At 30.7% G+C, this 23,960-nt stretch carries 24 protein-coding genes; all 24 read left to right on the top strand.

Annotated features, from left to right (window positions below; translation table 11 throughout):
• Positions 1-337 precede the first annotated feature (337 nt).
• Entirely contained in the window at positions 338-1,771 is a 1,434-nt protein-coding gene (locus B4I81_RS07170) for a hypothetical protein (protein ID WP_291109161.1), read from the top strand.
• Between the two features lie 16 nt (positions 1,772-1,787).
• Positions 1,788-3,614 (top strand): ATP-binding protein, encoded by a 1,827-nt coding sequence (locus B4I81_RS07175; protein WP_291109163.1) that lies wholly within the window; start codon positions 1,788-1,790, stop codon positions 3,612-3,614.
• Between the two features lie 307 nt (positions 3,615-3,921).
• Complete coding sequence (locus tag B4I81_RS07180) at positions 3,922-4,530, top strand: DUF6088 family protein (RefSeq protein ID WP_014083574.1); 609 nt, start codon at positions 3,922-3,924, stop codon at positions 4,528-4,530.
• Positions 4,520-5,569, top strand: coding sequence for a nucleotidyl transferase AbiEii/AbiGii toxin family protein (locus B4I81_RS07185; protein WP_291109167.1), 1,050 nt, complete (start codon positions 4,520-4,522; stop codon positions 5,567-5,569). The genes B4I81_RS07180 and B4I81_RS07185 overlap by 11 nt, the downstream gene beginning before the upstream one ends.
• A 24-nt stretch (positions 5,570-5,593) precedes the next feature.
• Positions 5,594-7,831 (top strand): hypothetical protein, encoded by a 2,238-nt coding sequence (locus B4I81_RS07190; RefSeq protein WP_291109169.1) that lies wholly within the window; start codon positions 5,594-5,596, stop codon positions 7,829-7,831.
• A gap of 12 nt (positions 7,832-7,843) precedes the next feature.
• On the top strand, positions 7,844-9,892 hold the full coding sequence (brxL, locus tag B4I81_RS07195; RefSeq protein WP_291109170.1) for a protease Lon-related BREX system protein BrxL: 2,049 nt from the start codon (positions 7,844-7,846) through the stop codon (positions 9,890-9,892).
• A gap of 76 nt (positions 9,893-9,968) precedes the next feature.
• Positions 9,969-10,376, top strand: a complete 408-nt coding sequence (locus B4I81_RS07200) for a DUF3293 domain-containing protein (protein ID WP_291109172.1) — start codon at positions 9,969-9,971, stop codon at positions 10,374-10,376.
• Complete coding sequence (locus tag B4I81_RS07205) at positions 10,376-11,437, top strand: hypothetical protein (protein ID WP_291109173.1); 1,062 nt, start codon at positions 10,376-10,378, stop codon at positions 11,435-11,437. The genes B4I81_RS07200 and B4I81_RS07205 overlap by 1 nt, the downstream gene beginning before the upstream one ends.
• 171 nt (positions 11,438-11,608) lie before the next feature.
• Positions 11,609-12,115 carry a hypothetical protein gene (locus B4I81_RS07210; RefSeq protein WP_291109175.1) on the top strand — a complete coding sequence of 169 codons (507 nt, stop codon included), beginning with the start codon at positions 11,609-11,611 and terminating at the stop codon, positions 12,113-12,115.
• Positions 12,116-12,211: 96 nt separating this feature from the next.
• Positions 12,212-12,556: a hypothetical protein gene (locus B4I81_RS07215; protein WP_291109177.1), complete on the top strand. Its 345-nt coding sequence runs from the start codon at positions 12,212-12,214 to the stop codon at positions 12,554-12,556.
• A 193-nt stretch (positions 12,557-12,749) separates the two neighbouring features.
• A complete protein-coding gene (locus B4I81_RS07220) occupies positions 12,750-13,040 on the top strand; it encodes a hypothetical protein (protein WP_291109179.1) in 291 nt (96 codons plus the stop codon).
• The gene (locus B4I81_RS07225) at positions 13,027-13,836 is read left to right on the top strand and encodes a hypothetical protein (protein ID WP_291109181.1); all 810 of its coding nucleotides are present in this window, start codon (positions 13,027-13,029) and stop codon (positions 13,834-13,836) included. The genes B4I81_RS07220 and B4I81_RS07225 overlap by 14 nt, the downstream gene beginning before the upstream one ends.
• Positions 13,837-13,851: 15 nt before the next feature.
• Positions 13,852-14,235 carry a hypothetical protein gene (locus B4I81_RS07230; protein WP_291109183.1) on the top strand — a complete coding sequence of 128 codons (384 nt, stop codon included), beginning with the start codon at positions 13,852-13,854 and terminating at the stop codon, positions 14,233-14,235.
• 2 nt (positions 14,236-14,237) lie between these two features.
• On the top strand, positions 14,238-15,044 hold the full coding sequence (locus B4I81_RS07235) for a hypothetical protein (protein WP_291109185.1): 807 nt from the start codon (positions 14,238-14,240) through the stop codon (positions 15,042-15,044).
• 18 nt (positions 15,045-15,062) lie between these two features.
• Complete coding sequence (locus tag B4I81_RS07240) at positions 15,063-15,563, top strand: hypothetical protein (protein ID WP_291109187.1); 501 nt, start codon at positions 15,063-15,065, stop codon at positions 15,561-15,563.
• A gap of 4 nt (positions 15,564-15,567) precedes the next feature.
• On the top strand, positions 15,568-16,167 hold the full coding sequence (locus B4I81_RS07245) for a CHAP domain-containing protein (protein ID WP_291109189.1): 600 nt from the start codon (positions 15,568-15,570) through the stop codon (positions 16,165-16,167).
• 5 nt (positions 16,168-16,172) lie between these two features.
• The gene (locus B4I81_RS07250) at positions 16,173-16,865 is read left to right on the top strand and encodes an SIR2 family NAD-dependent protein deacylase (protein WP_291109191.1); all 693 of its coding nucleotides are present in this window, start codon (positions 16,173-16,175) and stop codon (positions 16,863-16,865) included.
• Between the two features lie 10 nt (positions 16,866-16,875).
• Positions 16,876-17,079, top strand: a complete 204-nt coding sequence (locus B4I81_RS07255) for a hypothetical protein (RefSeq protein WP_291109193.1) — start codon at positions 16,876-16,878, stop codon at positions 17,077-17,079.
• 147 nt (positions 17,080-17,226) lie between these two features.
• A complete protein-coding gene (locus B4I81_RS07260; RefSeq protein WP_291109195.1) occupies positions 17,227-18,918 on the top strand; it encodes a hypothetical protein in 1,692 nt (563 codons plus the stop codon).
• 3 nt (positions 18,919-18,921) lie between these two features.
• Positions 18,922-19,485 (top strand): hypothetical protein, encoded by a 564-nt coding sequence (locus B4I81_RS07265; RefSeq protein WP_291109197.1) that lies wholly within the window; start codon positions 18,922-18,924, stop codon positions 19,483-19,485.
• 19 nt (positions 19,486-19,504) lie between these two features.
• Positions 19,505-20,089 carry a hypothetical protein gene (locus B4I81_RS07270; RefSeq protein WP_291109199.1) on the top strand — a complete coding sequence of 195 codons (585 nt, stop codon included), beginning with the start codon at positions 19,505-19,507 and terminating at the stop codon, positions 20,087-20,089.
• 11 nt (positions 20,090-20,100) lie between these two features.
• Positions 20,101-21,354 carry a hypothetical protein gene (locus tag B4I81_RS07275; protein ID WP_291109201.1) on the top strand — a complete coding sequence of 418 codons (1,254 nt, stop codon included), beginning with the start codon at positions 20,101-20,103 and terminating at the stop codon, positions 21,352-21,354.
• 9 nt (positions 21,355-21,363) lie between these two features.
• Positions 21,364-22,683, top strand: coding sequence for a hypothetical protein (locus tag B4I81_RS07280; protein WP_291109203.1), 1,320 nt, complete (start codon positions 21,364-21,366; stop codon positions 22,681-22,683).
• A 32-nt stretch (positions 22,684-22,715) separates the two neighbouring features.
• Positions 22,716-23,957 carry a hypothetical protein gene (locus B4I81_RS07285; protein ID WP_291109205.1) on the top strand — a complete coding sequence of 414 codons (1,242 nt, stop codon included), beginning with the start codon at positions 22,716-22,718 and terminating at the stop codon, positions 23,955-23,957.
• The last annotated feature ends 3 nt before the right edge of the window (positions 23,958-23,960 follow it).

Consider the following 23,960-nt stretch of genomic DNA (forward strand, 5'->3'; position numbering starts at 1 on the left):
TTATCAACAAATACAAAAAATCATTTATCTTTGAATTATTAACTAAATACTCTCTTAGAAAACGTCCAATTTAGTTTGAAGACGTACAATTCAAACATCAAATAATAATCGTTTTTTAAGATTTTGGTGGGAGATTGATAAAGTAGAAATATTAGACAAAGAAGCAACTATTTATGATAAAAAGTGGGTTAAATATTCTAAAGGAGGACCTTATCAAAAATGGTTTGGTAATTTATGGTTAGTAATAGATTGGGAAAAAGAGGGTAAAAAATTACAAAATTATTTAATCGACCGAGGACAAGATTTACATGCACAAGAATATTATTTTATTGAAGGATTGACTTATTCAGCCTCTGGCTCAAAAGGTATTTCATTACGTTATTTACCTAAAAATCATCTTTTTGATATTGGCGGCTCTTCTGTGTTTTTTATGAAAGATTATCAGAATGTATTTTATTCTATGGGGTTTTTAAATTCCAAACTCGTATTTTATATTATAAATTGCCTTAATCCAACTGTTAATATACAACCTGGTGATTTGAAAAGAGTTCCTTTTTTAATTCCAGAAAAAAATATTGAAAAAATTATAGATACTTTATCTAAAACAAATTATTCATTGATATTTAAACTAAATGAGTATTTCATTTTTGAAGATAGCTTTAAAAGTTCTCCTATTTCAAGGTTTAGAAATGAAAATGAAGTAAAGTTTAGAATAAGAGATTTTTTTAATCTTGAAAATAATTACAAATCTCAAATATTAATTAACGAAGCCATCATTAACGAAAAGATCTTTGAAGTCTATGAGTTAACTGATGCAGATAAAGCAATGGTTTTGGCAAAAGAAGGCGAAAGCATTGGGGGGTTGCCGGTAACCGCTGCTGCAAAAAAAGCGTATTTAGAAAATGAAGTGGCAGAGTTTCCTTTAGACAACATCAGATATTTTATCCAAAATTTACCAGAAACAGCCTTTTCTACAGAAGAAAAAGACAAAATAGTAGCAGAGTTTCCTAATTTGTACCAAAGCAACAATGATTTAGAAGAGTTTTGCATTCGCCATCAGGTCAATCCCATCAACGTATGGTATTGGTTCAAAGAAAGTAACATCATTCCAAAACAAAGAATGAACACTTTGGCTATGGAGTTTTTAGCGGATATGATTCGTGAAATCTTATTAGAAGACGAAGACGGCATCATTCCATTAGTACCCAATGCAGGAGAAAAAATATTATTAGACCGTATAGAAGAAAAATTCTTAGAAAAAGGCTTCTCTATGGCACAGTATTCCGCTTTTGATGGCGTACTGGGTCGTAACATCAAAGAATACCTCAATGGACATTTCTTCAAAGCCTTATCAGATCATTTAAACTTGTTTATGTACTTGCCTAAAACACCATTTATTTGGCACCTTACTTCTGGTCCAGAACAAGGTTTTGATTGCTATAGCATCATCTACAAATGGGACAGAGATAAATTAATGCGAGTGCGTTCTGTGTACATCGAACACCGTGAACGAGCTTTAGTCAACCGCCAATCGGATTTGTTAAATGATACATCAGCTTCTGCCCAAAACGAAAAGGATAAAATATACAAACAACTCAAAGAAATTGAAAGCTTCAAAGCCAAAATAGACGAGCTACTACAAGAAGGCTACAATCCTATCCTAGATGATGGTGTAGGTAAAAACATTGCCCCATTACAAAAGAAAGGCATGCTAGCATACGAGGTTTTAAATGCAGGACAGTTAAAGAAATATTTAAACGCGGATTGGTAATACAAAAAAATAAATTATGAAGTTAGTTTCTGTTTCTATTGAGAATTTTAGATGTTACAAAGAAAAAGTTATTATCACTTTTGATGATATAACTACATTAATAGGTAGAAATGATATAGGTAAGTCTACAATTTTAGAAGCTCTTGAAATTTTTTTCAATAATGAGCTTATTAAAATTGAAAGTAATGATGCAAATGTATATAGTGGTACTAAGTATGTTACAATTACATGTGAGTTTACAGATTTGCCAGCAGAAATAATACTTGACGCTTCATCAAAAACAAGTTTAAAAAATGAATATTTATTGAGTAATAATGACACTTTTGTTATTACGAAACAATTTGATTGTAGTAAAGCATCACCTTCTGTTGAGATTTTTATTTTAGCAAAGCATCCAACTATTTCTGGCGCTGAAAATTTATTAGAACTAAAAGAAAAAGAATTGCAAAATATTATCAAAGAGAAAGGGTTAGATGCTTCATTAAAGGGTAATCCTGAAATGAGAACAGCAATTTGGAACTCTTTTGATGACTTACAACTAAATGAAATCTTGATTCCAATTAGTAAACCAAAAGAGGATAGTAAAAGAATTTGGGAACAAATAGATTCATATTTACCTATTTATGCACTTTTTCAAAGTGATAGAAATAGTCAAGATAAAGACAAAGAAGTTCAAAACCCTATGAAAGCAGCTATTTCTGCTGCAATATTAGAAGTTAAAGACGACATAGAAAGAATACAGAGAAAAGTTCAAGAAAAAGCAGAAGAAATTGCAAAAAACACACATGAGGCTCTCAAAGAAATTGATAGTAATTTAGCAAGTAAACTAGAACCACAATTTGTTATGCCAACAGCTTCGAAATGGTCTGGTTTATTTAGCATAAATATGGATACCGACGATGGCATTTCATTAAATAAAAGAGGAAGTGGTGTTAGAAGAATGATTTTAGTAAGTTTCTTTAAAGCTGAAGCTGAAAGACGCTTAAAGTCTGGTAATAAAAGGAGTATTATTTATGCTCTTGAAGAACCAGAAACTGCACAACATCCAAATAATCAAAAAATCTTAATAGAATCTTTTAAGTCACTTGCAGAAAATGATGGTTGCCAGGTTTTTTTAACAACACATAGTCCAGGTTTAGCTTCAGAATTACCTGCTTCAAGTATAAGATTTATTACAAGAAGTGATTTAGGATTGCCAACTGTTGAGTCTGGTGTTGATGTATTTGAGAGAGTTTCAGAAACTTTAGGTTTAACACCTGATAGTAGAGTAAAAGTTCTAATTTGCGTAGAAGGGCCAACTGATGTTAAAGCACTGAAAGATTTAAGCAAAGCTTTAAATAATGAAGATCCTAACATTATAGACTTATCTAGTGATCCTCGTGTGGCCTTTTGTCTTATGGGTGGTGGTACGCTTGTACATTGGGTAAATGAATATTACCTAAAAACCATAGGTTGTAAAGAATTTCATTTATATGATAATGACGTAAGTAGTTACAAAGATTCTATTGATAAAGTAAATGCTAGAGATGATGGCTCATTTGGTACTTTAACTGAAAAATATGAAATGGAAAGTTACTTACATCCTGAAGCTATAAATGATGCATTTGATGTTATGATTGAAGTAACAGACTTTCCTAAAGAAGATAAGAAAGGTGTTCCAAAATTATTTGCTGAAAAGTATTCTACTAAAATGAAGTTTGATGGTGTTATGAAAGAAAATACAGCCAAAAAGTATCTTTCAGAAAAAGCTTTTGGTTATATGACTGCCGATAGAATAAGAGATAGAGATTCAAAAGGAGAAATAAAAAGTTGGTTAATCAAAATAGAAGAGCTTACAAAGTAAATTTTGCAACAATAAATTAAAATCTCGTCACAAATCTTATCGAAATTTGTGACAGGCAAGAAAGTTTTCTGTAACAAATAATTGCTTTTTTTGTTATAAGAATAAAACTAAAATTGTCGCAAAAATATACTAAAATTGCGACAAAATAAGTCATAAAAAAGCATGCAAAGCATTGAGGATAAAGTAATTGATAAAATAAAAAAAGCCAAAGGAGGCTCGCTATTTTTTAGGGTATTCCAATAAGGGAACTCATCTAAAAACTGTCACAAATTTTTACTATATTTGTGACAAATTTAAAATCAAAATAATGACGCAAAGCATTGAAAAACAAATAGAAAAGTCAATAAAAAGCAAACCAAAAGGCAGTTTGGTTTTGCCAGACGATTATATTGGTTTTGGGTCGTCGGCTGCCATCCGAAAAGCGTTGGATCGTTTAGAAAACAAACAAGTGATTGTTCGAGTAGCACAAGGTATTTATGTTCGTCCAAAAATAAGTAAATTAATAGGGCAATTGGTTCCATCCGCCGAAGAAGTCGCTGAAGCTATTGCCAAACGAGATCGAATAAGAACGTTGCCAACAGGTAGCTATGCTTTAAATGCATTAGGATTGAGTACACAAGTACCCATGAATATTGTATTACTAACGGATGGCTCACCAAGAGTAATTAAAGTAGGTAAACGAACGATAAAGTTCAAAAAAACCACACCTAAAAATCTTTTGGCAAAAGGCAAAATTAGCCGATTGGTCATTCAGGCATTAAAAGAAATCGGTAACGGCAAAGTAACCGCAGAAGAAGAAAACAAGATAATTGACCTACTAAAAAAGGAAGAAGAAAAAGACCTAAAACACGACATAGCACTGGCACCAGTATGGGTTCAAAAAATAATGATGAAAGCAGTAAAAGATGGCAAATAGTATTTTTTATAAAACAGATAAGGCGGAGAAAGTAGCTGTTTTCAATGCCATTGCAACCCAAAAAGGAATGAAGCCTTTTGCTGTAGAAAAAGACTGGTGGGTAAGCCGTACATTAGAAATTATTTTCCAAATGGAAATCGCCAAACATTTGGTGTTCAAAGGCGGAACCTCATTAAGTAAAGCTTGGAATTTGATTAATCGATTTTCTGAAGATATCGATTTGGCCATAGATAAAGATTTTTTTGGATTTACTGGAGAATTAGGAAAGAATCAAAGAGATAAACTAAGAAAGACAGCAGGCCTTTATACCACAGGAACATTCTTTAAAGAATTGCAAGCAGCGTTTATAAAAAGAGGATTTGTAGATCTTGATTTTAAAATTATTGAAGCAAAAGATAGCGACCAAGACCCAAGAGTATTAGAAATCTATTATCCAAATGTAATTAATTCTTCATCAGAATATGTATTGCCTCGTGTACAAATTGAAGTCAGTTGCCGCTCATTGAGAGAACCCTTTTCGGTTAAAAAATTCGGGGCTTTAGTAGATGAAGTATATGCTGATAAAGATTTTGTTGAACCCTTATTTGAAGTGCCAACAGTAAATCCGGAACGAACTTTTTTAGAGAAGGTTTTCCTGCTACACGAAGAATTCCATCGTCCGGAAGAAAAAATGCGAGTAGATAGACTAAGCCGTCATCTCTATGATATATACCATCTAACAAATGCGGGGATTGCAGAAAAGGCTATAAATGATAAAGAATTATATGAAACTATTGTAGCGCACCGATACAAGTTTTCAAGAGTGGGCGAAGTAGATTATAACCTTCACAATCCAAAAACAGTTAATCCAATTCCAATCAATGAAAAATTAGAAGAATGGAAATCGGATTATGCCAAAATGAAGGAAGATATGATTTACGAAGAAAACAAACCTTCTTTTGAAGACCTATTACGCAACTTGGAAAAACTGAGAGGGCAATTACAAGAAGTCAATTGGCAATTTGAACTTGAATTTCCTATTAACAAAACGAATCACTAATTACTAGTCACCAATCACTAACTTATGATAGATACTTGGTTTAAAAAAGAAATAGAAAAAATATTCAATACCCATCCTATAGCTGTATTTATAGATGAGTCAAAAGAAGCTACTTTTTTACAAGAAGGGGTAAAAAATGAGTATGTTACATTTTGTACGAATAACGAAATTGATGAACTTAAAGTGAAGTATGAAATTGAGAAAAGCTTGGATAAAAACAAGAAATATTTGATTTATACCAATACGCCAAAAGAACAGCTAAAATTCATTAGAGAATACGTTGAAACCAATGGAGCGGTAGAAATAAAACATTTCGACAGATACATTAAAGAAAAGTTAATCAACCATTTAAATATAAACCTGCATTTAGAAAAAGAAGAATTAATTGCAGCTGCAAAAGTAAGTATTGGCAAAGACCAAACCTATTGGATGAACTTAAGCCACAATGGAGCTAAAGAAATCTTCAATTTGGAAAAAGAAATCGTACCTTTTTTAGATAGCCCTAAAAACTATTTAAATAAGTACGATAAAAACGTTCAAGAATTATTCTTCAAAAAAGTAAATGAATTAATTGGGCAGCCTTACATAGAGAAACCAGCAGCCGTTTTAGCACAAGAAGTTGTTTTTTATTTATTGGATGGATTAGCAAATAACAATCCAAACAAAATGCTCTTGGAAGCGTATAACAATTGGTTAGACAGTAAAACATACCAAGAATCATTTGATCAATACCTAAAAAAATATAAACTAGAACCCAAAACAGAAATTTTCAATTGTCATCCTGCACATCCTTTCAAAGAGTTAGATGAGCTTTGGTTAGTAGAACTGGGTAAAAACATAAATAACAAAGAGTATTGTATTAATTTCTTACCTAAAATTAACCAACGTATTGTAAATAAAGCCACCATTCATTTAGGGATTACATTTTGGAAAAACATAAAAACCTTACTGGAATTTGACGAGAAGAACATCAACCAAATTGCTTCTCATCAAGAATGTGTGTCATTTTATACCAACCATTTTTACAAATTAGATAAAGCAATTAGGGAGTTATATACGGAGTTTTTAGACCGTAAAAATATAATAGAACCTATTCAATCCTACTATAAAAATTATGCAGTAATATATCTTGATAAGTGGTTCAAATATTTCGATGACTATCAATCCAATCAAACAGGGAAAATTCAAGAAATAATAAACAATAATGCATTAAGAACAGCAATTGTAGTCGGAGACGGCGTTTCTTTTGAGTTTGCTAAAGACATCATCGAAAGAGTATCAAAAGAATATACGTTATGCAACCAGCAACAATTTATGTTTGCGGGTCTTCCATCAGAAACGGAACACAACATGAGTCAGTTGTATGTAGACACTGGTGTAGTAGTAGCAAAAAAACAAGACCGTGAAGCATACATTTTAAACCAAAATACAGATAAATCAATAGGTTTTATAGATTTAGAAATGGTAAACGAAACCACAGATAAACAACACTATTTAATTTGTAGTTACAAAGACCCTGATAAACTCGGAGAAACCTATCAACAAAAAGCATTAAAATATTTTGACCAAGTAGCGGCGCTATTTGCAACAAAAATTGAACAACTGCTTAGAAATGGGTATAAAAACGTATACTTAGTCACAGACCATGGTTTTGTTTTAACAGGTGTATTAGAAAATTCAGATAAAATAGAAGTTGATTTTAAAGGTAACGTAAACAAAAGTGAGCGCTTTATTAGAACAGAAGAAAAACAAAACATAGATACTAACCTACTTGTTGAAAAAGAAATCCAATATGCAAACTTTAAGTATTGCTATTTCGCTAAAAGACTAGGGCCATTCAAAACACCTGGTGTTTACGGATATAGTCATGGGGGTATAGCACCACAAGAAACCATTATACCTTTTTTAAAATGGTCTAATGAAAATAATACAAGTGAACAATTACAAGTGGTAGTTAGCAACAAAAATGAACTAAATGATGTAACAGGTGATTTGTTCTCAATAGCATTAAAAGCAACTACTACGGAAGCAAGTTTATTTTCAACAGAAAGAAAAGTATTGCTATTATTTTTTGCAAAAAACAGTAAAGTAAATGAAAGTGATATCATTACAATAAGCAAAGAATCAGAATTAAAAAAAGAGTTTCGCTTCGGTACAAATTCAGTATTAGAAGTCAAAATTGTAGATGCAATTACTAAAGAACAATTAGATAAAGTTGTAGTTAAACAAAATAAAGCAAGAGATTTAGGAGGTTTACTTTAAAATAGAACAATTATGATAGTCCTTGACGATTTAGATAAAAAAGCATTAGACCATTTTCGTGGTTATGTAGTAAAAAAAGATTTAGTAGGTATCATCAAAGGTGGGGCTAACGTTCCGGCTTTTGTATTGGAATATTTATTGGCAAATACCTGTAGCACAGAAGATGAAGAAAAACTAAAAGAGGGAATGGAAAATGTAAAAACAATTTTACGTGACCATTACATCAATCCCGAAGAAAGTACATTAATTCAATCAAAATTAAAAGAAAAAGGGAGTTATAAAATTATCGATAAAATATCCGTTGAATTAGATCCTCAAAAAGATAAATATTGGGCAAATATTAGCAATAGTAATATTAGAAAAGCAAACATCAGTGATGAGTTAGTAACAAGTCATGAAAAGTTGCTTTTAGGAGGTATTTGGGCAATTATAGATATGGAATACGACCCAATGATAACAGTAGGTTCAACTGTTTTCCCATTTGTGGTAAAAGAGATTAGACCAATTCAACTATCATCGTTTGACAACAGTAAAATTTCCGATAAAAGAAAAGAATTCACAACAGAGGAATGGAAAAAATTATTACTACGTAGTGCTGGATATGAACCCTATAGCGAAGGATTAGATGAAAGAAAGCTAAACCTATTACTTTGCCGTTTAATTCCATTAGTAGAAGCCAATTTCAATATGGTAGAATTGGGTCCACGTTCTTCTGGTAAATCATATATCTATAAAGAAATTACACCTTATGCAATTCTAATTTCAGGTGGACAAGGTTCTGTTGCACAATTATTTGTAAACAATACTTCCGGTCGTGTAGGTGCAGTAGGTTTATGGGATGCCATTTGCTTTGATGAAAGTACAGACAAGCTTTTCAAAGATAGAGATGCAATTCCATTAATGAAAGATTATATGGAAAGTGGTTCTTTTTCAAGAGCAAAGGGAGGTGAAATTTCTGGTTCAGCTTCAATAATCTTAAACGGTAACATTAATCAACCAGTAGAAACGGTCTTACAAACATCGCACTTGTTCAGTCCATTATCAGATGAAGTAAACCACGATACCGCATTTTTAGACCGTATCAATTTATTTTTACCAGGATGGGAAATTACTAAATTTAGTCCTCAAAACTTTACAAAGCATTTTGGTTACAGTACAGATTTCTTTTCAGAAGTATTAAAATCGCAAAGAAAAAAAACCTATTACGATGCGTTAGATAAATATTTCTCTTTGGGCTCACACTTAAAACAACGTGATAGTAAATCTGTAAGGAGAATCATATCAGGTTTTATAAAACTATTACATCCTGACGGCGAATATACAAAAGAAGACATCAGAGAATACCTAGTAATTGCAATGGAAATGCGTCGCAGAGTAAAAGAGCAATTAAAACGAATTGGTGGTATGGAATTTTGGGATACTAACTTTTCATATATTGATAAAGAAACACAAGAAGAACATTTTGTTGGACTTCCAGAAGAAAAAGGTTCATCTTTAATTGAGGCAAACCCTTTAGCTCCTGGTGTATGTTACACAGCAACAAGTGATGGTGAAAACAATTCCTTAATAAAAATTGAAGTAGTTGCATTAAAAGGCTCAGGAAAATTAAATATTACTGGAACCAATTCAACCGAAGTAAAAGAAAACATAAAGAACACCTTTAACTATATCAGAGCCAACGAAAAAACAATTCTAAACGAACAACATTCATTAGCAAACTATGACTTAAACATTCAAGTAAGTAATATTATGGGAGCTAATATTCACGGTGGTATTGGTAGTGCTGTATATGTGGCAATAATTTCAGCAATTTATAAGAAGAACCTTAAAGCTGGTTTAGCCGTTTTAGGAAATGTTTCCATTGGTGGAGCAATAGAAAGAGCTTTAAACTTCGCAGATAAAGTAACATTACTTTCCGAAAACGGAGCAAAAACAGTAATAGTACCAATGGATAACTTATCAGAAATAGGAACATTACCAACCTCTATTTTAGGTAAAACTGATGTTCCATTTTATGGAAATAGTCAGATGTTATTGCAAAAATCAGTTTTAGGGGAATAATTTATATTATAAGTTGTAAGTAGTTTATTTGATAAACTATACTATAAAATATATTCCATTCATTTATTAATATATCATGACAAAAGAAGAAACCTACAAAGCGTTTGCAGAAACAAATTTTATTGTAAAACAAACAAAGGATACATCAATTGTTTTGAAAATTGATGAAACTTCAGATGATTTGCAAACGTTTTTTCCAGGAATTGAAACATGGGCATTCATTACAGCTTGGAATCCATTACCGTTGGTTTTAAGTTTAGAAGAAAACAGAAAACGCAATGAAGAACTTGAAAATGAATTAAAAAATAACGGATTGCAATACAATCTAGGGCTTGGGGTTTCTGCTGATGGAAATTGGTCAGAAGAATCTTTTTTCCTAATCAATTGCAACAAAGAAACGGCAAAGGAATTAGGAAAGAAATTCAACCAATTGGCCATAGTTTATGGTGAAAAAAAGAATACAAATCAATTATTATTTTTATAATGGAATTTCAAACAATTAGCAAAGACAACATAGCATTCCCATTTGGAAGCTTTAGTTTTTTAGACAGTAATCGTTCATACTTTGTTTTATATTTTGAAAATAAGAGAAATGAAACAACGGATAAAATTATAAATGAAAACCGTGAGCAATTAGAAAAAGCTTTTGGTGTAAAGAATAGAACTTTTTGTTATTTACCAGATTTTCTGGAACAATTTAAATTAAAAGTACTACAAGCATCCAATTCCAATGCTTACTGGGATGAAAGGGAAAAAGGAATAATTAAGAAAACAATAGAAGATTTTGATTATAATCGTTTTTACGAGTATTTTAAAACAAGTTTTGGCATTCTTCCAGAAATCAAAAACGGTACATTGAATCATATTGGAAACTTTGCGGCCATACCAAAACCTGATGAGGAATCAGTTTTAGATTTTTTATTGAACATGGCTGATGAGGTTAGCGTTGTAGAAAGACCAAATATTAGTTTTAGTATAAAATATGTCCCTGTTGAAAAAGAAGAAGAGGAACTAAAAAAAGAAGAGTTCATCCGTAAGATGGACGACTTAATACAAGACATGAAAGGGCATGGTGTTCTACATCTGTTGAGTAATTATATTTTTGAAACCCTAGAAGAAAATTTAGAACAGCAAAAAATCAACCAAATAACAAAATTAATCATCTCTAGTGATGGTAATATTTTATTTCCAGAATATAAAGATGTAATTTTAAAATTAAGTCATTTGACTAAAACAATTTACATTTTTTACTTACTTCAGCAAGAACCAGTGGCAATTACCAATTTAGAAGACTATAAAAAGGAATTAATTGAAATCTACAAAAAGATATCTTATAGAAATGATGTAGATAGCCTGGAAAATTCAATCACAGAGTTGATCAAAGGAAATGCTGAAGGAGTTTACGTCCATTTTTCAAGAATTAAATCGGCTATTAATAAATCTTTTGTCAAGAGAATAGCTCCTTTCTATTACATATCGGGTGGAAAAAATGAACCTAGAGAAATAGTTTTAGAAAAAAAGTACATTGAAAATCAATTAGTTTAAAGTTTGCAACGTTGCAACAATTGAAAGGGCTTTAAAATTTTCAGGAAATTTGACTTATAATTTTTAAATCAAATTTTTATGAAATTGCTTTTCAATAATTTAGTGTTGCAAACAAACAACTGCTATAAACGCAATTTCATATGGATTATAGTAACTAATAATTATTTACATATGAAAAACAATGCTTTTATTTTAATGGTCTTTACTTTAGTGGTGGGAAATTTAACATCTTCTTTTGCTCAAGAAACGTTTCCTAATTATCAAGTTGGTATCCAAACCTCATTCCCTATAGGTGGTTTGAGCGCAAAAGCAAATATTACAGAAACACATTCAGCACAAGCAGTTGTCGGTATTTTTGGACCAGTAAGTTCTTATTTTGGACGTTATTTATATAATTTTGATAATAATGAGTCTAATTGGGGTTTATCTTATCGTCCTTATTTATATAGTCAAGCAGGTTATTATGTTTACGATTTAGGCAGTACGTATAATGTTGATATAGATAAAGAAACTAATTTTGGTTTCGGTTTTGGTGGAGGAATAGAATGGCACATGAAAGAGTATTTTAATAACCTTAAATTTAATCTAGAAGTTGGCTACAACAAAGTAGATTTTGAATACTACAAATTCAAAACAATAGCAATTGGTGTGGGTATGCACTACCAGTTTAATCTATAAACGTGTATTAAATATTATAAAATTGACATTCAATGCAACCTCGATATAATTAGGTTGCTTTGATTATCAAATAAAAATAATTAATTACTATTCATTATGTCAAACTTCAATCTAATAAAATCATTTCTTTACGATGTCAACGATTACGTAAGTTTTAAACTTTTAAAAGAACGTATGATTGCCAATGATGAAGCAACTTGTTTTGCTCAGTTAATAAAGGAACAAGGATATTACAAGTATCTACTAACATGGCATGTCGATGGTAAATACATTGGTGACTATGTAAAAGTTTTTGAACCAACAGAGGAAAATATTAAAATTTTCAATGAGGGATGTAAAATCCTAGCCGAAAGATTAGAAATTTACATTACAACTAACGATGAAGCTAAAGTACCCATGTATCCTCCAGCTTTCGGAGTGTTAACTCACGTACTTAATTAAATTTGCATATCTCAAAAATTTTCTTTAATTATGTACCCAGCATCCAGATAGCCTTCGGGCTAGCCAACCGATCAACTCACGACACGGTGGCCTAGTATGCGGAACAGTCGTTCAAATGTGTTGAGAAACCACAATTCTTTTACCGTTTTGATGCGACATAACAACTTTTGTTTAATTTTTAATTTGTTATGTTATGCTAAATTATGCAGTAGTACAAAGCCAATGGAAAACACATTTCCATTCCCTTCATGATGAAAAACTCATCGAAGCATTCAATCAGGAAACCCAAAAAAAAGGCTGGACAACAGCTAGAACTTATTTCCTGAAATCCTGTATTTCGGAAATGTTGGAACGGAAATGGAACCTCAATTCATGCGTTGAATTCCATCAAAACGGCACAGTAAAATCCGTGTCATTACAAAATCCAATTCAGTTAGTAAATCAAACCGTTATCTTAAAATCGCATCAAAATGAAAACAACTAGTATCCACTTTATTAGCTTACATCACAATCCAGTTCATAACAATACACACAAAGAATATAAAATCTTTGGTGCGCAACACGTCATCATCCAAAAAACAAACGTAAGTCTTAGCGATATTGCGTTTGATAAAACACATCCTGTATTTTTAGAAATACAACACGACCAACTTACCACACTTTTAGATTGGACCAATTGTAAGCCATACGAAATTTGGTATTTCAATGAAAAGTTGGAATTCACAGGAAAAGCTTTCAGTATCGGAGAGGCTTCAGGTAGTTTTATCATCCAAACACAAGCAAAATACATTTTGCTATGGAATTCGGAACTAAATACCAAAACAAGTGAGTATTTAGCCAATTTCCGTTGCTCATATTTCGAATGGCAAGAGACAGCCGAACACCAATTCACAAGTCAAAATTTTAGTACGCATTATGGTAGATTTCCTTATGTGATTATCAAACAGGAAAATTCACCATGTTTTACACAAATTCCGGTTCACATCAATCCAGTTTCAAATGCATTACCAGGTATTTCGATTGTTATAAATGCAGAAGTAGAAATGTCAGCAGAGGAAATAGAACAAATCATAGTTGAACATGTCGCTTTGGTACAACAAAAAGAAAGTGAAAAACAAAATAGAAAAGTAAAAGTGGCTTTAGTCATTAATGCAAACAAAGCCTACTATTTTGAACAAGATAAAGAACCAACACTAAATAGTATTCCTTCGGGTGGTGTTCTTTTAGATGTAGAAGGAAAGATTATTGCAAAAAATACTGAGCATTACAACCAACTGTAAAAAGCATATCAACATATGGCAACAGTAACTGAAGAAAAAATTGATATCGCTCCAGAACTTCTGGAGCAAATCAACACCCAAGAGGAGAAACAAGTAATTGTGCATGCAACAGCAATAGGAATACCAAACTATCATACCATTCGTGTATGGCCAACCATTTATTTGATTCCGAAAGGAACTTCGCTTAAATGTAAATTATTGCATCATTTTAATATCGTAATGTATCCCAAATGGCAACCAATTGGACCATCTGGTCAACATAATTTTACCTTATTGTTTGAAGGATTACCTGCCGATTGTACCACTTTTGATATTGTAGAAATTATTGATGAAGAAGGAGCATTTGAGTACAGAAACATGCCAAGAAACGAATCTGATGTGTATCATGTAACATTTTAAGTATGAACTGCGAGTATTTAGCATATAAACCAAAAGAAGTAACTCCAGGTATTTGGTTACCTGAAGATGGTATTGATTATCATTCAAAATACACTTCTGTGAAAAAATACAACCCAGATGGTTTACTTTTTTATGAAATTAAAAACGGTTATGAAGAGAAAACAGTCTTTATGGATTTATTGCCAACGGCAAAGCTGATGCATCATATGTTCAGTTATTTGGAAAAGAAAATAATGTATCACTATGAAAAAGGAGGTATTTTAAAGAAAACGACTTTCATTTCTTACAGTGATAATTTTGAAGTGGAGCATACAGAAATGAATTTTTTTTATGAAAACGACAGTACCATTTGTCTACATTTCTTATACGACAAACCTTCGTATTATGATAAAACAACGTTTATAAAAGACAAAAAAATAGTCGAATATTGGAATGATGATAAAAGACCTTACCTGAGATATGAATATCATTATGATAATGATAAACTAATGACTTTGGTCGAATTTGAATTACCATCCAACCGAATTAAACAATTTTGGGAACACAAGTACGATAGTAATGACAATTGTATCGAGATGCAACGTTTCAATTATAAAAAAGAACCAGAGCATTGTTGGTTGTATTTTTTCGACGAATACAACAACTGCATCAAAGAACAAATGGTATTCGGTACTTCAAAAAGATTAGTTGAAGATATCAATTTCATACATGAATATGAATATGATGGTAATTGGAAAAGGAAAGTAATTTATAAAAATGGTAGTATTCAATATTTCGTTGATAATAAAACAAACCTACTCATCAAATAATAAAACAAACATTTTGTAATGAAAACTATTTACATTTTAATAGCACTAGTAATTCATGTAATAACTTTTGCACAGGACAACAATTCTATTTTCGGGGCGGTTCAAGTAACCTACAGCAGTCATAACAACAAAGAAGATAGTTATTATTCTTATGAGAATGAGAGGTATTTACTTTGGGAAGAGTCCAATGGGAATATTGATTTTGCTAATGTAATTTTAGTTCAAAACTCACACAGTATGGGAAGTGTAACAAATATTAAAGTAGATAAGGTAAACCAATTCCATACGATTTATTATTTTGATTGGAAGTATTCCAATAGTTATGATGAAGTAAAAGGAGTGGCTAATGTTAAATTTGAAATACATAAAAGAAAAGGAGTGGAAGAATATGACCAATCTGTTGTTGCTATTACCGATTCAAACGGATTAAACACTTTGTACAAAGGAAATTTAGTGTATTACAAAAACGAATTCATATTCCATTATAATTTAAAAAAAGCAATTGATAATCAAAAATAAGAAGATGAAAATAAATAGAATTTTAAGAGCGGCAGTCATTGCAGTGATGTGTTTAGCTGTAGTAGTAATGTTAAAATGCATTACAAAAAAATACATTTTAAACCAGCCAAAAGTAGGGGATAAAATAGACAGTTTCAATAACATTCCAGTGTATTACAATGGCAGTACAGATACCAATTTAGGAAGAAATCGTAGCGCAGAAGGCTACAATTACGGACTTAAATACCAATGCGTAGAGTTTGTAAAACGCTACTATTACGACCACTTAAACCACAAAATGCCAAATACGTTCGGTCACGTAAAAGATTTTTATAATCCAAATCTGAAAGACAACGAACGCAATTCCGACAGAAATTTGCTTCAGTTTTCCAATCCAAGTAACACAAAACCAAAAATCAATGACATTCTCATTTTTGATGCCAATAGCTTTAACCCTTATGGTCACGTAGCCATAGTTTCTAACGTAACAAATGACGAAATCGAAATTATCCAACAAAATCCAGGACGTTTTGGAAGTTCAAGGGAAACCATTAGTTTGATGCAAGTAAATAACAAATGGGAATTAGACAAAGCATCTATTTTAGGTTGGTTACGTAAAAACTAAAAAATATGGGCAAAAACAAACATCATATCGTTTTCTTAACGGGAGCTGGAATCAGTCAAGAAAGTGGCATTAGTACTTTTCGTGATGCCAATGGATTATGGAACAATCACAAAATTGAAGAAGTAGCTTCTCCTGAAGGTTTTGAGAAAAATCCGCAGTTAGTATTAGATTTCTATAATGCAAGAAGAAGGCAACTCGATGAGGTAGTACCAAATGAAGCACATCATTTGATTGCGCAATTAGAAACCAAATACAACGTAACCGTAATCACACAAAATATTGACGACTTACACGAAAAAGCAGGTTCCACAAACGTACTTCATTTGCATGGCGAATTAAGAAAGTCTAGAAGTAGCAAAAATCCCAATCTGATTACTGATTGTAATCAAGACATAAAACTAGGCGACCTAGCTTCCGATGGGAACCAACTCCGCCCACATATAGTTTGGTTTGGAGAAGAAGTCACTGAAATTGAAAAAGCCATAGCCATAACACAATCCGCCGACTTGTTTGTAATCGTGGGAACATCAATGGTAGTACATCCAGCCGCTTCGTTGTTACTAGCCGTTCCCTTTGATGCACAAACCGTTTACATCGATACAAACCCCGATGTAGAAGAAGGGATTAACCTATTGGTAATTAAAGAAAAAGCTACAACAGGAGTCAGAATGTTAGTAGAAGAATGTTTACCATATTAATTTAAAAAAGATGATAAGAACTAAAGACCATTCAGTTATAAAAGAGGGATTGCTCACAGCACAAGAAACCCAATTGTTTATCAAAGAAATTGAAGAAAAGTGTATGAAAGTAGATTTTATAGGACTTATTGAAATACTTAATAAATACCCATTAAAAAACATCAACCAAGAAGATTATAATGACTTTATTTCCCAAGCCTTAAAGGAACTGTAAATCGTCAGCAAAAAGTGGACTGATTTAGTTCAAAACTAAGAGAGTGTTTTTTTGATTTTAACTTTTAAAAAAAAGTAAAATACCTACAAATAGGTATTTTTAATTTTTTTAAAAAAAATTAAATTTGTTTTTAAAAATATAAAAACTATGAAAAAACTTCTCTTAAGCATTATCATTATCATTTTTTCAACTTTTTTATTTTCTTGTTCTAAAGATGATACAGTATCTAATTCGATTAATGAAAATGGTGGACAAATTTACCGTTATCAAGTTGTTACAATTAATGTTGGTTCAACCAGTTTAACAAATAATGTTTATACAGGAACTTTAGCTGGAACTTCTGTTCAGTTAACTAAAGTAGCAGATCATGAATTGGTTTTTTATGTTCCAGAAACAACACCACTTGGTGCAACTGAATTACACATTAATAGTTTAAATAATGCTAAAATTAACTATGAGATTAAAGATGTTGTATTAACCCAATCTGTAGATGAAACACTTACTCCATTAGAAACAAATTTTGAAAACTATGGTAATCAGTTATCAACTGCATCTCAAGATATTCCATTTGTACAAAACCACAGTACTATGATGAGCTATTACAATGGGTTGTCAATTGAAGAAAAATCAGAAGTAGCTAAATTTTACAAAGTAAATGAAACAATTATTGATGCGGTTTATAATACCAATTACAGTACTATTCAAGGTAGAAATATAGATATGCAAGAAAATCGAGCGTTAGTTCTTCGATTTAAAGCGGCCTTAGCAGTGGGTATGATTGGATCTGCTGTAGCTGTTGCAGAACCATCAAACATTATACGTCCGATAGCTATTGGTGTAGCAATAGCTGGTATATCTGCTGCAGTTGACTATCATTTTGAATTAATCGATAGAAATATCAATATTATTGAAATGAAAATAAATGCTCTTATAGGAACAAATAATCGAAACACAAATTCTCAACTTTCATTGACAGAAAATGTAGCAACAACTCTTCCTTTTAATGTTAATGTAAGACCAATACAAGAAACAGATAGCAACAGTCAGCAAGAATATATGAAACTCTATTTTGCTACAAAAAACAGATTGAATGAATTGATTAGCAACATTAATGAAGCAATTTTATGGGTAAATAATGCTATTCCTTTTGTTTCTTTTGATACGCTTCCTTTGGCTCAGGTTTCTAGTTCTGCAAACCCTGTTACAGCTGATGTAACTAGTCAAATCATGCAAAAAATAAATTTTAATATCAGTCACTCCAATCTTTCTTTAGAGACAGCCACACTACAAAATAATGGTCAACTGAATCTAAAAGTAAAATTTGTAGGCAACCCTACTGCAACAAGTATCAGCAGCACACTAAACTATACGTATAACGATGATTTTAGCAGTTTTTCGGGGAGTTTTCCGATTGAGGTGAATATAGATACAAGTACTTTTTTAGTGGGGAATTGGAACTTAATAGAATATAACGGAATAGTTCCAAATCAAAACAATATAATTTATAATAGTCTACAAAATTGTCCAACAAACCCAACTCCTGAAGATTGGTATGGAGGCGTTTCTTTTAGTGGTTCAGCATCGTTTACAACAACAACATTCTCTTGTCCTGTTACAAGAAATCAAATTGCTAAATACTGTTTAACTAATGATTGTTTACCAAATTTATGTTTCACACAAAATCTACCAAATAGCGGAACCTATGAAAGTAATGGAAATTATCAGTTTAACGTAACATCAAATACAGGAGGTTCTACAGACACTACAATTACTGTGATTAATCAAAACACTATTTCAATAAATTATAACGGGATTTTAAAAAAATATTCAAGACAATAGACTATGAAAACAATCAAAACCCTATTCCTATTCGTAGGGATGTTAGTAAGCAGTGTAACAATGGCACAAAACAACTACAGCGAATGGTTATATCTCAGAGGAGACAAACCAGTACAATTTCGGTTAGAAAAAACAAAAGTTGTAGGTAACAAAGTATTTTATAAAATTCATTTACGATTGAACAAAGAAGGTGCTGGCTATTGTACTCACGAATTGTGCTACGGTTATGTTATTTATTTGCCTATTTATGAATATGATACAGATACCAAAACAGGAAAAGCAACCGATTTACATTTTAAAATGCCCAAAGAGTTTACAGGAGAATACACTATTCCAAATGAATTTTATACTGTAAATAAAACGGAATCCAATGGAGTAATCTCTTACTGGGATCATGACAAAAATTATCCTATGCAGAAAGTGATATCCAATGGAGAAATAAGACAGCAGCTCGAGTTTCTGAGAGGATGTGTAGATACCATGCGAAATGACAAACCCTATTCTGGATTTGATGCGTATTGCAGTCAAAATGGATTTAAAATGACAAAAGCTATTGAAATTAAGTAAACAATTAAATAACAACTAAATGAAAACAATCAAAATTCTATTCCTATTCGTAGGGCTGTTAGTAAGTGGTGAAGTGAGTGCACAAACTCTAAAATCGGGTACTTATTCATCTTCAGATCTTGGATATACCTATACAGTAGTAGTAAAACAAGAAGGTAATGTAATTACAATAACAGAACCTAATCGTACCAATTATTATAAAAGTTCAGGAGGAAATACATATTATCACACCGAATCAAAATATGCGCACTTCTATATACAAATTTCGGGAAATGATAATTACTACGCAGGCAAGCAAGGAGGCAGTAGACAACTATTTACTTTTCAAGGGGAAAACACAAATGAAGATGAAGTTTTACCATCTGGAATTGATGACTGTCCATTATATGATAAATATTTAAACCTTTCTCAAACAGACCATAATGATGCACAAAGCTGGACTTTTTGCGGAGCAGCTGCATTGGCAAAATGCACTTATACAGATGTAACGCCTTATCTAAAACCTCTTATTTTAGCTTTAAAAGCCATTGTAGTTGATAAATCAAAATGTCCTTGTCTTGACGCAATTACACAAAATGAATGGAATTCAGTATCAATTGATTAATTTTTTATAATATGAAATTAAAAGTTTTAGTATTAGCATTTTTATTTATTGGTTTAAATAGTCATGCACAAGAAAGCTCAATGAAATTTGAAAATGTTGTAAATGATCAATTTGGCACTTTACTAGAATCATTACTTACAGATGGTAAAATTGATGAAGCAAGCGCTAAAACTTATTTAGAAGCTGTTTTTGGTTATGATGAAAGTGTAACCAACTTTTTACAAGGATTGAATTTGTCAAATCAAATTGGAACAAATTCGTTTTCACTTGAAACATTGAATTCTAAATTATTAGGCGCAATACCCGAAACATATCGGACAAAGTTAATGCAAAATCCAAATTATATTGCTTGGCAATTAGGTGAAGAATTAAGGAATGGTCATATTTCATCTTCATCAATTGAGTCCATTACAAATATGATTTCAAAAGGAATGGAAGAAAATGAAAAGAAAAAACAAATCATTAATAAATTAAGCCTAATAACACCGACACTGAGTTCTTTGGTTAAAACAAACTCTAGTGCAAAAAAAATAAAAATTACTGAAGATTTTAATGACAAGACAAATGTAAACGAGTTTAATAATCCACAGAAACTTACAAATGTTGTTCTTGTAAAAAATGGCAATTTATCCTTTACACAAGATTTTAGTAATTTGAAAGGAGGCTTCTTAATAATGGAAGGAATGAATTCTTCATTCCCTGACAAAATGGATCGAAGAATTTATAAAAACCCTGAAAAATTTGATTTTTCAAAAGATTTTACAGCTAATTTTTATCTTACTTTAAAGTATTACGGTGACAGTAAGTATGAAAAGTGGGGATTTAATGAGTTTAAAATTAATATAGGGAAAGGATACATATTGTATTTAGTTAAGGATAAAGAAGGATTGAAACTTACTGTGCCGGCTAATGTTGAAATAACTGAAAATTACGGAATATTGAAAGAAAGTAAAGATAAATCTATTAAAAAAGATAAAAAGGCATATTCTTCCGAGATTTTGTACGAAGTAGATAGTAAAAATAAAAGTATTACATTTAGTAATATAGGTTTTAATGAAGAAATAAAACTTACGATACAAAAACAAGGAAATAGATTTACAGCACGTCTTAATGAAATGGAAATTAGTTTGGAACAAACTATTAACTATTTTCCAGATAAATATTATTTAGGATTTTTAAGTAATATAATGCATAAAAATGGAACTTTTAGTAATTTATTTTCTACAGAAGTATTATTATCAAAAATAGAATTAGAACATCTTTAAGATTAAAATATGAAAAAAATAAGTTTCTATATACTCATACTTTTCTCTACAGTTATTTTTGCACAAGACAACTCAATAAAAATTGAAAACGTAGTAAACGAACAATTTGGCACTTTACTAGAATCATTGCTTACTGATGGTAAAATTGATGAAGCAAACGCTAAAAATTATTTAGAAGCGGTTTTTGGTTATGATGACGATGTAAATAATTATTTAAATACCAATAGTTTTACTCAGCAATTTAATTCGTTTAAACAAATTGGTACGTCAAAACTTTCTACAGATACTTTTATGGCCCAGTTAAACAGTAGTTTACTATCTTTTATTCCAGCAGAAAAACAGCAAGTTTTTATGCAACATATGCAAGCCCAAATGATGATTCAAGGTTCAATGAATGAGTTAGTTAGTGGAAAAATTGGTTCTAATAGTGTAGAATTAGCTTCAGGTATTATTCAAGGAATAGGTGAAGCTAAAGCGGAAAGACAAAAAAAAGAAGTTATTGCACAAAAGTTGGCAATTATTACACCCACTTTAGATAAATTAAAGAACAATAAAGATTATAAAAAATTAAAAGTTGTTGATGATTTTTCTAAATATGACAATTGGATTTTAAATTCAAATCCTGCTGTGTTAAGAGAAGATAATCAAAATAGATATACAATAAATACTTCGAGAATAGAAGGTGGCGTTTTGAAAATAGCTACCGAAAATTATGTTCCAGCTGTTTTTAATTGGGATAAAGAAACCAAATTTGAACTATCAAGATTTTATAAGAATATTGAAAAGTTTGATTTTTCAAAAGATTTTACCATGAACTTATATTTGTCAATTGGTGAAAAATCAAGTTTAGTTAATATTGTCATAGGAAAAGGGTATTATTTAAATTTAAGACCTGATTTAAATGGTTTTACAAATATATCTTCTCCAATTAAATATTTTACTACCGATATGTATGGGAGTTTGAATTATTCTGGTATTGGTGCAGATGGATTTTATAGAGTAGATGAAAAGGCTGTAGATAAAATTTCTTACAATAACAAAGAAAGCAAAATAGGAGTAGGAGAGTCAAAATATTATGGTAAGTATATAGGCTTTAAGAACAAGAATAATACCAACATAGATTTTAGGACATCGGTGGTCAAAATTACTATTTCTAAAGTTGATAATGTTTTTACTTGTAAGTTAAATGATTCTGAAGATTTACAATTTAGTAATGAAATAAGTTATTTTCCTGACAAATATTTTTTAGGTTTTCTTGTTAATGGAGAGCCTTTAAAAGAAAAAAAAGGACTTCTAAATATTCATAAGTTAGAGTTAGAACATTTATAAAATTAAAATTTAATCATATATAAAAAAGTAAAATGAAAAAAATTAGTTTCTATTTATCCATACTTTTTTCTACAGTTGTGTTTGGACAAGATAACTCCATAAAAATTGAAAATGTAGTAAACGAGCAATTTGGCACTTTACTAGAATCATTACTTACAGATGGTAAAATTGACGAAGCAAATGCAAAAAATTATTTAGAAGCGGTTTTTGGTTATAATGACGAAGTTAGTAATTATTTGCAAACAGTAAATCTGTCGCAAAAAATAAATGGTATTGAACAAGGAAATTTATCATTTGAAAGTTATATAGAGACACTTGGTTCTAATTTGTTTAATTTAATTCCAGAAAATTATAAACAAGAACTTCTCAAAAATCCTAACTATATAGGTTGGCAATTAGGACAAGAATTAAGAGGAGGAGTTTTGAGCGCAGAGACTTTACAGAATACATTAAATTTTATCTCAGAAGATATTAAGAAAAATAAAGAGAATAAACTAATAGTTGAAAAATTAAAAAAGATTACACCTAAAATTGAAAAATTAAAAACTATTACTATATCAACAAATAAAAAAGTTGTCATTAATGATAATTTGAATACAAAAAATTGGAAACAAAATCCACAGAAAATTAAAAAAGGATTTTTTTCTAATGAATCCACTTTTAACAAAGTTACAATCGAGTCGGGGAATTTAATTCTTGACCCAACAGATGGTTATGCAGATAAATTTCTAAATATATATAAGAATAAGGAAAAATTTGATTTTTCAAAGGATTTTAAGATTACAATAGTTGGAAAATTAGACTCCTATGACTATCAAAAAGTAGAGTATCAAGCAAGTAATTTTTCTATTTTAATTGGTCAATATTATTTGTTTGATAATTATTTTATGTATGCAAAAAAATATGAAAATTTAGTGGATTGGTCTATGTTTTCTGTGAAAAGTCCAGATGCTAACTTTACAACATCTTTTGGAGTTTTTAATTATGAGAATTTACTTTTTTTTTCAAAGGGAGAAAGAATAAAAACGGTAACTACCCATCTTAACAAAGGATATGAAAAAGCAGGCGCAACAGAGAATAAAAATCTAAATTTCAACAATGGTTTTGAAATAGTTATACAAAATAAAGATGGATATTTAACTTATATAATAAACGGAATTGATAGCGGATTAAAAAAGCAAATTACTTACCTGCCAAATAAATATAGTTTTGATATAAAAGCAAATATTGATAGAAAAACAATAATTGAAAGTGTTAAATTAGAACATCTTTAAGAT

This window comes from Flavobacterium sp. UBA6195 (assembly GCF_002422095.1).
Classification (GTDB): domain Bacteria; phylum Bacteroidota; class Bacteroidia; order Flavobacteriales; family Flavobacteriaceae; genus Flavobacterium.

What these genes read in the sequence shown, in the direction of transcription:
- B4I81_RS07175 (WP_291109163.1), top strand. Translation starts at nt 1,788, where the DNA reads ATGAAGTTAGTTTCTGTTTCTATTGAGAATTTTAGATGTTACAAAGAA.
- B4I81_RS07180 (WP_014083574.1), top strand. Translation starts at nt 3,922, where the DNA reads ATGACGCAAAGCATTGAAAAACAAATAGAAAAGTCAATAAAAAGCAAA.
- B4I81_RS07185 (WP_291109167.1), top strand. Translation starts at nt 4,520, where the DNA reads ATGGCAAATAGTATTTTTTATAAAACAGATAAGGCGGAGAAAGTAGCT.
- B4I81_RS07190 (WP_291109169.1), top strand. Translation starts at nt 5,594, where the DNA reads ATGATAGATACTTGGTTTAAAAAAGAAATAGAAAAAATATTCAATACC.
- brxL (WP_291109170.1), top strand. Translation starts at nt 7,844, where the DNA reads ATGATAGTCCTTGACGATTTAGATAAAAAAGCATTAGACCATTTTCGT.
- B4I81_RS07200 (WP_291109172.1), top strand. Translation starts at nt 9,969, where the DNA reads ATGACAAAAGAAGAAACCTACAAAGCGTTTGCAGAAACAAATTTTATT.
- B4I81_RS07205 (WP_291109173.1), top strand. Translation starts at nt 10,376, where the DNA reads ATGGAATTTCAAACAATTAGCAAAGACAACATAGCATTCCCATTTGGA.
- B4I81_RS07210 (WP_291109175.1), top strand. Translation starts at nt 11,609, where the DNA reads ATGAAAAACAATGCTTTTATTTTAATGGTCTTTACTTTAGTGGTGGGA.
- B4I81_RS07215 (WP_291109177.1), top strand. Translation starts at nt 12,212, where the DNA reads ATGTCAAACTTCAATCTAATAAAATCATTTCTTTACGATGTCAACGAT.
- B4I81_RS07220 (WP_291109179.1), top strand. Translation starts at nt 12,750, where the DNA reads ATGCTAAATTATGCAGTAGTACAAAGCCAATGGAAAACACATTTCCAT.
- B4I81_RS07225 (WP_291109181.1), top strand. Translation starts at nt 13,027, where the DNA reads ATGAAAACAACTAGTATCCACTTTATTAGCTTACATCACAATCCAGTT.
- B4I81_RS07230 (WP_291109183.1), top strand. Translation starts at nt 13,852, where the DNA reads ATGGCAACAGTAACTGAAGAAAAAATTGATATCGCTCCAGAACTTCTG.
- B4I81_RS07235 (WP_291109185.1), top strand. Translation starts at nt 14,238, where the DNA reads ATGAACTGCGAGTATTTAGCATATAAACCAAAAGAAGTAACTCCAGGT.
- B4I81_RS07240 (WP_291109187.1), top strand. Translation starts at nt 15,063, where the DNA reads ATGAAAACTATTTACATTTTAATAGCACTAGTAATTCATGTAATAACT.
- B4I81_RS07245 (WP_291109189.1), top strand. Translation starts at nt 15,568, where the DNA reads ATGAAAATAAATAGAATTTTAAGAGCGGCAGTCATTGCAGTGATGTGT.
- B4I81_RS07250 (WP_291109191.1), top strand. Translation starts at nt 16,173, where the DNA reads ATGGGCAAAAACAAACATCATATCGTTTTCTTAACGGGAGCTGGAATC.
- B4I81_RS07255 (WP_291109193.1), top strand. Translation starts at nt 16,876, where the DNA reads ATGATAAGAACTAAAGACCATTCAGTTATAAAAGAGGGATTGCTCACA.
- B4I81_RS07260 (WP_291109195.1), top strand. Translation starts at nt 17,227, where the DNA reads ATGAAAAAACTTCTCTTAAGCATTATCATTATCATTTTTTCAACTTTT.
- B4I81_RS07265 (WP_291109197.1), top strand. Translation starts at nt 18,922, where the DNA reads ATGAAAACAATCAAAACCCTATTCCTATTCGTAGGGATGTTAGTAAGC.
- B4I81_RS07270 (WP_291109199.1), top strand. Translation starts at nt 19,505, where the DNA reads ATGAAAACAATCAAAATTCTATTCCTATTCGTAGGGCTGTTAGTAAGT.
- B4I81_RS07275 (WP_291109201.1), top strand. Translation starts at nt 20,101, where the DNA reads ATGAAATTAAAAGTTTTAGTATTAGCATTTTTATTTATTGGTTTAAAT.
- B4I81_RS07280 (WP_291109203.1), top strand. Translation starts at nt 21,364, where the DNA reads ATGAAAAAAATAAGTTTCTATATACTCATACTTTTCTCTACAGTTATT.
- B4I81_RS07285 (WP_291109205.1), top strand. Translation starts at nt 22,716, where the DNA reads ATGAAAAAAATTAGTTTCTATTTATCCATACTTTTTTCTACAGTTGTG.